The 11,191-nt window shown below is 68.7% G+C and carries 10 protein-coding genes and 1 pseudogene; 8 read left to right on the plus strand and 3 right to left on the minus strand.

The genetic code is table 11. The features are described from left to right. The first annotated feature begins 99 nt into the window (after positions 1 to 99). Positions 100 to 1,392 (plus strand): lytic murein transglycosylase, encoded by a 1,293-nt coding sequence (locus ACODSL_RS05880; RefSeq protein WP_488899700.1) that lies wholly within the window; start codon positions 100 to 102, stop codon positions 1,390 to 1,392. Positions 1,393 to 1,541: 149 nt separating this feature from the next. Here ACODSL_RS05880 and ACODSL_RS05885 read toward each other — a convergent pair whose 3' ends face one another. Beyond that, complete coding sequence (locus ACODSL_RS05885) at positions 1,542 to 2,828, minus strand: MFS transporter (RefSeq protein WP_488899701.1); 1,287 nt, start codon at positions 2,826 to 2,828, stop codon at positions 1,542 to 1,544. Between the two features lie 114 nt (positions 2,829 to 2,942). Between ACODSL_RS05885 and motA the strand changes: the two genes are divergently transcribed. From motA to ACODSL_RS05910, 5 genes are all read left to right on the plus strand, one after another. Then, positions 2,943 to 3,812: a flagellar motor stator protein MotA gene (gene motA / locus ACODSL_RS05890; RefSeq protein WP_488899702.1), complete on the plus strand. Its 870-nt coding sequence runs from the start codon at positions 2,943 to 2,945 to the stop codon at positions 3,810 to 3,812. Between the two features lie 134 nt (positions 3,813 to 3,946). Continuing rightward, positions 3,947 to 4,237 (plus strand): hypothetical protein, encoded by a 291-nt coding sequence (locus ACODSL_RS05895; RefSeq protein WP_488899703.1) that lies wholly within the window; start codon positions 3,947 to 3,949, stop codon positions 4,235 to 4,237. Positions 4,238 to 4,310: 73 nt separating this feature from the next. Next, positions 4,311 to 6,119, plus strand: a complete 1,809-nt coding sequence (mnmC, locus tag ACODSL_RS05900) for a bifunctional tRNA (5-methylaminomethyl-2-thiouridine)(34)-methyltransferase MnmC2/FAD-dependent 5-carboxymethylaminomethyl-2-thiouridine(34) oxidoreductase MnmC1 (protein ID WP_488899704.1) — start codon at positions 4,311 to 4,313, stop codon at positions 6,117 to 6,119. Between the two features lie 57 nt (positions 6,120 to 6,176). Continuing rightward, positions 6,177 to 6,596, plus strand: coding sequence for a DUF6491 family protein (locus ACODSL_RS05905; RefSeq protein WP_488899705.1), 420 nt, complete (start codon positions 6,177 to 6,179; stop codon positions 6,594 to 6,596). A 150-nt stretch (positions 6,597 to 6,746) separates the two neighbouring features. Next, positions 6,747 to 7,217: a DUF3833 family protein gene (locus ACODSL_RS05910; RefSeq protein WP_488899706.1), complete on the plus strand. Its 471-nt coding sequence runs from the start codon at positions 6,747 to 6,749 to the stop codon at positions 7,215 to 7,217. Positions 7,218 to 7,223: 6 nt separating this feature from the next. Here ACODSL_RS05910 and ACODSL_RS05915 read toward each other — a convergent pair whose 3' ends face one another. Then, the gene (locus ACODSL_RS05915; RefSeq protein ID WP_488899707.1) at positions 7,224 to 8,594 is read right to left on the minus strand and encodes an HlyD family type I secretion periplasmic adaptor subunit; all 1,371 of its coding nucleotides are present in this window, start codon (positions 8,592 to 8,594) and stop codon (positions 7,224 to 7,226) included. Next, entirely contained in the window at positions 8,591 to 10,330 is a 1,740-nt protein-coding gene (locus ACODSL_RS05920) for a type I secretion system permease/ATPase (protein WP_488899708.1), read from the minus strand. The genes ACODSL_RS05915 and ACODSL_RS05920 overlap by 4 nt, the downstream gene beginning before the upstream one ends. Positions 10,331 to 10,501: 171 nt before the next feature. Here ACODSL_RS05920 and ACODSL_RS05925 point away from each other — a divergent pair. Both ACODSL_RS05925 and ACODSL_RS05930 read left to right on the plus strand, forming a co-directional pair. After that, positions 10,502 to 10,660: pseudogene (locus tag ACODSL_RS05925) on the plus strand (helix-turn-helix domain-containing protein); the annotation flags it as partial. Between the two features lie 130 nt (positions 10,661 to 10,790). Beyond that, positions 10,791 to 11,141, plus strand: coding sequence for a hypothetical protein (locus ACODSL_RS05930; RefSeq protein WP_488899741.1), 351 nt, complete (start codon positions 10,791 to 10,793; stop codon positions 11,139 to 11,141). Positions 11,142 to 11,191 lie beyond the last annotated feature (50 nt).

Here is an 11,191-nt window from a genome sequence, read left to right on the forward strand (position 1 = left end):
AGACGACTATCCTGCGAGCCTGCGCCCCGGGTCAATCTCGGCACGGTATTCGCAGCCTTGTGATTGAGGTGCGGCCCCGCACGCCTGTAGCTTGGTTCGATGGATCGTCGTTCATTTCTCGCCCTGATTCTCGCCGGCTGCGCGGACCCCTCGCTGGAACCGTCGCTCGGCGTATCGTCACCTGCGTCGCAACCCGCGCCCGGAACCCCCGCCGTGCCGGCCGTACCGCCGCCGTCGGCCAGTCTGACGCCGTCCGGGGATCCCAATTTCGATGTCTGGCTCTCGGGCTTCTATATCCGGGCGAGGGACGCCGGGGTGCCGGCCGCGGTGCTGGACCGCGAACTGGCAGGCCTGACGCCCGATCCCAAGGTTGCGGCCCAGGACTCGCGTCAGCCGGAATTCTCCAAGCCTGTCGGTGACTATGTGAAGGGCGTGGTCAGCGACGCCCGCGTCGTCCAGGGCCGCCAGTTCCGCGACAGCCTGCCCTATCTGGCCGAGATCGAGCAGCGCTACGGCGCCCCGCGCGAGATCGTGCTGGCGATCTGGGCCATGGAATCGGCCTTCGGCAAGATCCAGGGCGACATGGACGTGATCCGCTCGCTGGCCAGCCTGGCCGCCGACGGCCGCCGCCGAGGCTGGGCCGAGGGCGAACTGATCGCGGCGCTGAAGATCGTCGGCTCCGGCGAAGCGCCGCGCTCGCGTCTCAAAGGCAGCTGGGCCGGCGCCATGGGTCAGACCCAGTTCCTGCCGTCCGTGTTCCTCGCCACAGCGGTGGACGGCGACCGCGACGGCATACGAGACATCTGGGGTTCGACCGCGGACGCCCTCTATTCGACCGGCGCCTATATGGCCAAGGCCGGCTGGAAGCGAGGCGAAAGCTGGCACCGCGAGGTCATCCTGCCGCCGGGCTTCGATTATTCGGTGGTCGAGGGACCGAAGGACACGCCCTCAGGCTGGGCCTCGAAAGGCATGAAACGGGCCGACGGCCTGCCCTGGAGCACGGCCGACCAGGCAGCGCAGGCCGGACTGATCCTGCCGTCCGGCGCCGCGGGGCCGGCCTTCCTCGTCTTCCCCAACCACATGGCCATCCGTCGCTACAATAACTCCACCGCCTACGCCCTGGGCGTGGGACTGCTGGCCGACCGTTTCGGCGGCGAAGGTCCGTTGATCACGCCTTGGCCCTATGAAGTCCCGCTGTCGCTGGCCGACCGCATGGCGGCCCAGACCGCGCTGGCGAAGGTCGGGTTCGATCCCGGCGCGCCCGACGGCGTGATCGGCTCGGGCACTCGCACGGCCTTGCGCGCCTGGCAGAAGGCCCGTGGCCTGCCCGCCGACGGCTATCTGTCGATCGGCCTGGTGAAGAAGCTGAAGGACGAGGCGGGGCTTCCGTAAACCCCATCGTCATGGCCCGACTGGTTCGGGCCACCCAAGCACACTGAACAGTCCCACCAGGGCGCTGGTCGCTCAGTGCGCCATCCGAGGCGGCGATGTTCCTGGATGGCCCGAGCAAGTCGGGCCATGACGGATTCAGGATTGAGGTCCTAGACCCCGCCCTCATCGCTGCGCTCGAGGATCGCCAGCGTGGCTTCCTCATCAGCATCGCCGGTCTCGCCGGCGGCGCGCAGGATGGTGTTCTTCAGCGCGAAAGCCAGCAGCCCGGCGAGAATGACGGCGTTGAGCATGAACGGGCCCGGGTGGAACCACTCGTAGAGGGTCACGAACAGCGGCGCGATGATCACATTCAGACCATTGACCGCCGCGATGGCCGCCGCCGCCTGGGCCTGCTCATGCATGTGCACGGATAGCGAGGCGCCGGCGGTAAAGCCCGGCCGGGCGAAGCCGTAGCCGAGGCAGGCGATCGCGTAGCCGGCCACGACCGTCCAGTAGTCCGGCGCGAACGCGGTGATCAGGTTGCCGACACAGGCCAGCGCCACGCCCCAGCGCAGAAGGGTCTTGGGTCCCATGTTGAAGATGCGGATCAGACCCCATTGGGCCAGCAGACCGGCCATGGCGCCGGCCGCCATCGAGACGGCGATGAAACCCAGGGCTTCGACCGGCGAGACCTTGAGCTTGTCGATGATCATGAAGCCCAGCGTGTAGCCCTGGGCCGTCTGGCACGTGGCGACGAGGAAGCCGTAGATCAGGAAGGGGGCGAGCCGCTTGTCCTTCCAGAGCGCCGCGCCCGCGAGGCGGCGGGTCTCGCGCTGGACCATTTCCTCGGGCAACAGCCGCCAGACGACGATCAGCATGCACAGGGCGATCAGCGAGAAGGTGAACAGCGGTCCGGCCAGGGAGACCACGGGCAGAATGAACATCGGCGCGAGGAAGGGGCCAACCACGGTCCCGAGGCCGAAGGCGCCGGCCAGGCTGGCCATCATCTGGGTGCGCTCGGCGCGCGGCGTCCGCTCGGCGACATAGGCCTGGGTCGCGGGGTTCGAGGCCGAACCGATCAGCCCGAACAGCGCCCGCGCCAGCAGGAAGATCATGAAGATCGCCCACCAGGGGGCGAGGTGATGCAGGCCGGCGGTGACCACCAGTCCGCAACAGAGCATCGAGATGGCGAACCCGCTCAGACCAAGCATGATCAGGGGCTTGCGGCCGCGCTTGTCGGATTCCCGCGCCCAGAACGGCGACATGACCGCCCACAGCAGCGCCGACAGCGAGAAGATCGCCGCCATGAAGGCGTCCGGGATGCCGATCTGACGACCAATGGCCGGCAGGATGGACATCAGCCCTGTGTTGCCGATGGCCACCACGATCGAGACGGCGAACAGGATGCCGAACGAGCGCGGGGCGAGTTTCGGGCCTGTCAGCGCCTGTGCGGTCATCACACCAGTCTAGAGTGTGTCGAAACTGGCGTGCAACGGTCGCCGCGCTCACCGCCCATTAAGCATTCCGGGGGATTCTCCTGCCGTTAACCTTGCAGGGCGGCGTTTCCCAACATGTTCCAGATCATCGGCATCGTGCTGCTCTTCGGCCTCGTGTTCGGCAGCTACATCATGTCCGGCGGGAACATGGCGGTGATCATCGAGGCCGCCCCCCACGAAATGATGGCGATCGGCGGCGCGGGCGTCGCCTCGTTCCTGATCTCCAACTCCATGGGCGTTGTGAAGGGCGCGGGCGGCGGCCTGGCCAAGGCCTTCGCGGGCCCCAAATGGAAGGCCAGCGACTATCGCGACCTGCTGTCGCTGCTGTTCCTGCTGACCAAGACCATGAAGTCCAAGGGCGTCATCGCCCTGGAAAGCCACATCGAAAAGCCGTCCGACAGCACCATCTTTTCGCGCTTCCCGCGGATCATGAAGGACCACTTCGCCGTCGATTTCATCTGCGACACGCTGCGGATGATGACCATGAACCTGGAGGATCCCCACCAGGTAGAAGACGCGATGGAGAAGCAGCTCGAGAAGCACCATCACGAGCACGCCGAACCGGCCCATGCCCTGCAGAATCTCGCGGACGCCCTGCCCGCCCTCGGCATCGTCGCGGCCGTGCTCGGCGTGATCAAGACCATGGGCTCGATCACCGAACCGCCCGCCGTGCTCGGCGGCATGATCGGCGGCGCGCTCGTGGGCACCTTCCTCGGCGTGTTCCTGGCCTATGGCCTCGTCGGCCCTCTGGCCGCCCGCCTCAAGGCTGTGGTGGACGAGGAAGGCGCCTTTTATCGAATCATCCAGTCGGTTCTCGTCGCGCACCTGCACGGCAACGCGGCCCAGATTTCGGTCGAGATCGGCCGTGGCAGCGTCCCCTCGGCGGCGCAGCCCAGCTTCCTCGAACTCGAAGAAGCCCTTTCCGCGATACCGAACGAGGCCTGAGGCCATTAGACGCGGAAAAAAGTGATCACGGGGGCGTGAATGAGACTCTTGCGCTCCTCGCTCAGCGGGTCATAGTCCCCGATGCGCTCCCCCGACGGAGCGCGTTGAAAATGCCTCACAGGGGACTCCAGGACATGACCTCCGATATGCTCCGTAAGCTGCTCGTCGCCGGCGCCGCCGTCGCCGCTCTCTCCGTCGCCGCCTGCGGCAAGCCTGCTGAAAAGGCCGAAGACGCCGCCGCGACCGCCGACGCCGCCGCCACCACGGCGACCGACGCCGCCGCGACCGCTGACGCCGCCGCCGCCGACGCTTCGAAGGCCGCCGCTGACGCCGCCGCTGCTCCGGCCGCTGCTGACGCCGCCGCCGCCGCCGCCGCTCCGGCCGCCGACGCTGCTGCTGCTCCGGCCCCCGCGCCCGCGCACTAAGTCACGTCTCGACGTTTCACACGTTGAAGGAAGGGCCGTCCCTCGGGGCGGCCCTTTTTCCTTGTCAGGCCCCATGACATCAGACGTCCGCCGCCCAAGCGATCCAGCCCTGGTCTGGGGAGACGACGGCCTGCCGCGGTCGGGGCGGTTCGGCGACGTCTATTTCTCGAGTGATGACGGCCTGGCGGAGACCCGTGCGGTGTTCCTCGCTGGCTGCGGCCTGCCGGAAGCCTGGATGGGCCGGCGCCAGTTCGTGGTCGGCGAGCTCGGCTTCGGCACGGGGCTCAACATCGCTGCCCTGCACGACCTCTGGCGCCGGCATCGGCCCGCCGACGGCCGCCTGCAGGTCTTCTCGATCGAGGCCTTCCCCGTGTCCCGCGAGGACGCCGCCCGGGCGCTCGGGCGCTGGCCTGAACTCGCCGAGGTGACCGCTCCCCTGCTGGCCGCCTGGCCCCGGCGCACGCCCGGCCTTCACCGCATCGACTTTCCGGACCTGAACGCCACCCTCGATCTCGCGGTCATGGAAGTCGAGACAGCGCTGGAGCAATGGAGCGGTCGCGCGGACGCCTGGTTCCTTGACGGGTTCGCGCCGTCGACCAATCCGGACATGTGGCGTCAGGAGGTGCTGGACCGCGTCGCCTCGCGCAGCGCGCCCGGAGCCCGCGTCGCGACATTTACCGTCGCCGGCGGCGTTCGACGGGGCTTACAGGCGGCCGGCTTCGAGGTCGAAAAGCGGCCCGGTCACGGCCGCAAACGCGAGCGGCTCGAAGCCCGCGCTCCGGGCTCGCCCGTCGATTCCGCGGAACCGGCGACGGTCGCCATTCTCGGTGCGGGCATCGCCGGGGCCTCCCTGGCGCGGGCCTTTCGGGCGCTCGGCGCGTCCGTGACGGTCCTGGACGTCGGGGGCTCCGGAGCGGGCGCTTCGGGCAATCCCGCCGCTCTCGTCTCGCCCCGTCTCGACGCCGGACTGGGCCCGGTGGCCCGCCTCTACGCCCAGGCCTTCGCCCGCGCGACCGACCTCTACGCCGCCCTGCCGGACGCGATCGTCCGGCGCGGCGCCGTCCAGCTTGAAGCCTCGGCGCGTGACGCCGGACGGTTCGACGTCATCGCGGGAGCCGACCTCTTCGCCTCGGGAACGATGGCCCGCCTCTCCGGAGACGAGATGTCCGCGCACCTTGGTGAGGCCGCGCCGGCCGGGCTGGACATGGCGGAGGCGATGGTCGTCCAGCCCGCCGCGCTGCTCGCCGCCTGGACCGGACAGGTCCGAAGAGCGGCCGCAGCCCGCATCGAACCCCGCGACGGGCAGCAGGCCGTCCTCGATGCCGACGGCGCCCTGCTCTGTCTGGCTGACATCGTCTGCATCGCCTCGGGGCACGCCAGCGCCGCTTTCGCGCCGGACCTGACCCTGCAACCGGTGCGCGGGCAGGCGAGCTGGACGATGGACACCGAGCCGGCCTCGGCCGTCTCCAAAGGCGGCTACTGCATCCCGACCGCGGAAGGCGGCGTGCTGTTCGGCGCGACGTTTGACCGGAACAGCACCGACGAGGACGTGCGGGAGGCGGACCACGAGCGGAACCGGGCGCTTCTGGCCGAGACCCTGCCCGCTCTCGCCGCGCGACTTGCCGGCCGGCCGCTGTCCGGACGCGCCGGCATCCGGGCCGCGACACGCGATCGCCTGCCGCTGGCCGGCCCCGTTCCGGATGTCCCGGGACAGTTCATCCTCGCCGGTCTGGGCGCGCGCGGCTTCTGCACCGCGCCACTGCTGGCCGAGCATGTCGCTGCGCTGGCGCTTGGCGCGCCATCCCCGGTCCCCGCCGACGTCGCGGCTGAGGTCGATCCGGCGCGTTTCGCGCGGCGGGCCCGGCGACGCACCTCGCCCTGATCGACGCGACGCGATAGAGTATGCCCAGGGTGGGCTACCTGTGTTGTGGAGACCGTGATGAAGACCCTGACCCTTTCAACAATCGTCGCCGGAATCGTGATTGCAGCCGGCGCCTCGGCCGGCGCGACCGACCAGACCACCTCGCCCGCCGCCCACCCTTCGGCCCCCCGCACCTGTTTCTTCCAGCACCAGATCAACGGCTGGCAGGAGAGCAGGACGCGCGGCGACAACGTCGTCTACCTCAACGTCAAGGCTCATGACGTCTACCGGGTGGAGACGTTCGGCCGCTGCAACGGGGTCGATGAAGCGCAGTCGATCGGGGTCGAGACCAGAGGCGGCAGCGTCGCCATCTGCGATGGCCTGGATGTCACGCTGATCGTCCACAGCCCGATCGGGCCGCAGCGCTGTCCGGTGTCGAAGATCACCAAGCTGACGCCGGATGAGGTAAAGGCGCTATCCGGCAAAAAACACAGCTGATCCGCCGTCCCGCCGCACCCTGCGACAGCCTGTCGCAAGCCTCGATTGCAACATCTGGCCGTCCGCGACATTCCGCGACAGGGCGCCGTCGTCTCGTGACCCCTAAGGTCTCGAAGAACGTCGTTCCTTGGACGTCGAGGATCAGAACCAGTGGACGGCGAAATCTCCCAGGGGCCCGGGCCCTTTCGGCCCGAGGACTTCTTCGTCGGGCGCACGGAAGGATGGGGCCTTGCGCGTGGCCCCACGGGGCGGCTCGTGCGGCGCTGCCGGATCGTCACGGACGGTCGGCTGGAAGAGACCTATCGCGCCATCCACATCAACGAGACCTTCCACTGGGATGACGGGGAGCGGGACGGCTGGCGCTGGGCCATGGCGCGCGGCCTCGACGGGCGGTACGTCGCCACCGAGGCCCGCGCCGGCGCCGGCATTCAGGGGCGGCACGACGGGGACGACTATGTGCTGTCGTTTCGCCGCCCGGTCAGGGCTGACGGCGGCCCACGCATCCGCTTTGTGTCACGCATTACCCCGATCTCGACCAGCGTCGCGATCAAGTCGGTGCGGATTTCCCTGTGGGGATTGCCCCTCGGCCAGATGACGGCTTTCCACCGACGGGTCGACTGACGCCGGTCAGTGCTCTCGCCCGGACTTCCAGAAGGTCTGGAACAACGGCTCGATCATGTAGTCCAGCGCCGTGCGCTTGTAGAGCGGGACAAGGACCTCGGCCTGAAGACCGGCCTGCAGGCCCGATTTTGCCCCCCGGACCTTGCGGATACGTTCGAGCTCGCTGGGCGGCACCGATATCTCGGCGCGAAAATACCGCTGTCCGGACTTCTCGTCGACAAAGCTGTCCGCCGACAGTTCGGTCAGTCGGCCCATCAGGATCGGCAGGTCGCGCTCATGCAGGGACGGAAAGCGGATCTGGGTCTGCTGACCGACCCTTAGGTCGTCGGCGTCATTGGGCGAGACGTTGGCCTGGATCACCAGGGCCCGGTCCTGCGGCACGATCTCCATCAGCACATCGCCGGGCCCGACGACGCCGCCGACCGTAAAGACCTTCAGCGCAACGACCTTTCCGCTGGCCGGCGCCCGGACCGTCGCCCGGTCGAGCTGCTGGCGCAGGGCGCTGAGCTTGGGCTGCAACTCATCGAGACGAACCTCGACATCGCGCAGCTGGCCGGTGACCTCTTCGACCATCTGGCGGTCGAGCGAGAGCAGCTGCATGCGGGTCTCGCCGATCGCCTCGCCGGAGCGCGCGATCTGGGCGCGGAACGAGCCGTCCTCACCGGCCAGCGCGGCCTGATTGCGCTCGAGCGCCCGAACCCGGTTGACCGGGGCGTATCCCTGGGCCGCCAGCTTGCGCATGCCGTCCAGCTCCTCGCCGATCAGGCGCTGCTGCTCGGCGTTGGCGTCGAGCTGCCGCTGAAGTCCGGTCGCCTGCTCCGCCAGCTGGCTGACGCGCTGGTCAAGCACGCCGCGCTGGGCCTCCAGAGCGCTGCGGCGGGCGTCGAACTGCTGGCGTTGCAGGGTCATGGCCTCGGCGGCAAGAGACTGGTCCTCCGGCGGGAGGCGGGAGAACTCGACGGGCGCCGCGAACGTCCCGGCATGACGGCGCTCGGCGTCGAGCCGCGCCCGTTGCGCCAGAAGCGTAAAGACCTCGCTCGTGGCGGCCCGTTCATTGGCGCGCAGGTCGCCGGCCGCGATTTCAACAAGGATCTGGCCTTTGGCGACCGTCTGGCCATCAACGACATGGATCGCGCTGATCACGCCGCCTTCACGATGCTGGACGGACTGTCGGTTGCCGGCGACCGCGATCACCCCGTGAGCATAGGCGCCGGCGTCGAGTCGCGTGACCGCCGCCCAGCCGAGAAACAGGACGAAAAAGGTCACGGCGACCCCGACGCCCCAGCGGAGCTCGCCGCGGGGATCGTCGCCCAGGGTGTCCGAGCCCGTCCCGGGCACGGCCGGCGGATCAAGTTCCGGACTATCGGGCTGGCTCATTGCGCGCCCTTCAGATCGATGACGTTCGAGGCGACCCGCGCCGCGCCCGTCATCGCGGCCAGCACCTCTGCCCGGGGGCCGATCCGCTCGACAGCCCCGTCGCGCAGAATCATCAAGGTATCGGCGGAGGCCAGGACGCCTGTCCGGTGGGCGACAATCATGATCGCCGCCCCACGGGCCTTGGCATCGGCGATGGCTTTGGCCAGCGCCATCTCGCCTTCGGCGTCCAGAGCCGAATTGGGCTCATCGAGAACGATGAGCGCCGGGGCTCCGTAGAGGGCCCGAGCCAGCGCGACCCGTTGGCCCTGGCCGGCGGACAGGCCCCGACCACCGTGGCTGAGGACCGTGTCGTACCCCTTCGGCAACTTGAGGATCATGTCATGCACGCCGCCGGCCTTCGCGGCGGCCACGACGGCCTCATCAATCGCTGCCGCGTCCTCTCCGCGCCAGATGGCGAAGCGGGAAATGTTGTCGCGGATGCTGCCGGCGATCAGGGCGTTGTCCTGGGGTAGATACCCGACATGGCGACCGAGCCGATCGGAGTCCCAGTCGGCGAGGCTCGCGCCATCCAGTCGCACGACGCCCGCATCGGGCGCGACCGCGCCGACGGCAAGCCGCGCGAGGGTCGTCTTGCCCGCACCGCTTGGGCCGACGACGCCGATGACCTCGCCGGGGTTCATCGCGAACGAGACCCCCTTCAATGCGAGCATGTCGGAACCCGGCGCCCGCACGACGACCTTTTCGAACCGCAGGGCGCCCGTCGGCTTCGGCAGCTGCGTGCGCGGCGCGTCCGGCTCTCCGCCGGAAAGCAGCTCGGCCAGGGTCTTCAGCGCGCCCCGGGCCTGGATCACCGTGCCCCAACTTCCGACGACCTGTTCGACCGGCTGAAGGGCCCGGCTCATCAGGATCGAGGCGGCGATGATCGCGCCCGCCGAGATTTCGCGGTTCACGGCCAGATAGGCGCCGAGCCCCAGCGCCGCCGACTGCAGGAACAGGCGGGTGAACTTGGTCAGGGCGGAATAGCGCCCGCCCGTGAACTGCGCCTGGCCGGCAAGGCCTAGCCCCTTTCGACGGTCGGACAGCTGACGCTGCCGCAGCGCGCCGCGCATGCCCAGCGCCTTGACGATCTCCGCGTTCTGCGCGGCCGCCTCCTGGGCGGCGTAGGCTGAACCGGTCGCCGTGATGGCGGCCTGCGACTTCGCCCGGGTCGACCGCTCGTTCAGGATGGCCAGAGTCACCAGGATCACGCCGCCGATGACGGTCATCCCTCCCAGTGCGGGGTGAAGCATGAAGGCGATCAGCACGTAGAGCGGCGCGAAGGGCGCGTCCAGGAACCCGAGCGCGGCCGGCCCCGAAATGGCCTGACGCAAGAGGTCGAACTCGCGCATGCCCAGGATCGGCGCGCCGGGCGCAGTCCGCGCCATCAGCCTTTCGAGCAGCGGCCCCGCCAGCTCCCGGTCGAGCCGGAGACTGGCGCGCACCAGCAGGCGGGCCCGGATCGCGTCAAGCGTCGCCAGCGTAACCAGCGCGAAGGCGACAGCGAGCGTGATGAAGACCAGGGTGACGATCCCGCCGGTCGGCACGACCCTGTCGTAGACCTGCAGCATGTAGATCGAGGGTGTCAGATACAGGACATTCAGCAACCCGCTGAACACCACGATGCCGACGAAATGGGGCCGACAGGCCCGAAAGGCCGCCGTCATGAGCGGGGGTAACTCGATGCCGAGATACTTCAAGATCCACCCTCTACGGGACCGCGCTGACGGGTTCTGAAAGCTCTGCCCGCCGGGCCATTCTCTACCCTTGAGTCAATGAGCCATGACCAAAGACTCGACAAGGGGGATGGACGAAACGGTCGCGGGGCTTTTAGGTCAACCATTATGGGGGAGCAGCACGATACGACCGCTATGGATCGGCTCACTCCGCGTGAGCGGGAATGCCTCCGGCTGGTCGCGGAACACCTGCACTCCAAAGAAATCGCCCGCCGCCTGAGCATTTCCCAGCATACCGTCGACGGCCATCTCAACGAAGCGCGCAGACGTCTTGGGGTCGCCAGCCGTCGCGACGCGGCCCGGCTGTTGCTGGCCTGGGAGAGCGACAATCCCCCCCTCAACGATTTAGGGGGCGCCGCAGAGGGGATGGTTCCCCCACCCCGTGTTCCCCCAGCCTTCTCGCAGTTCTTGCGGGAGGTAGACGATGAACGAGACGGGAGTCGAGACAGGGAGCGAGACCGGGGTCGAGACCGGCCGGACGGGCGGAACGGTCGTGGGGATTGCGGCGACAGCGCCGACGGCAACCCGACCGGCGCTCTGGAATCCGGCGGCGGACATGCCGGTCTGGACCTGGAGCCAGCTGGAGGACGCGCTGACCGAGCTGGCGGCCAGCCGGCAACAGCACGACATGATCGAGAGCCTGGTCTCCGCGACACGCAAGCAGGCGCGGTATCTGCCTTCTGGTCACATCCTGAAGGAGATCCTCTGCATCGCCTGGGTGGTCGCGGACGAGACCTTCAAGGGCGGTCGGGACGAGGGCTCGCCCATGACCTAGCTGTCGAAGCTATGAAGGTTGTTCACCCGGGGTTGGGTTGAGAGAGTGGG

The sequence above is a fragment of the Caulobacter sp. FG121 genome (assembly GCF_057809815.1).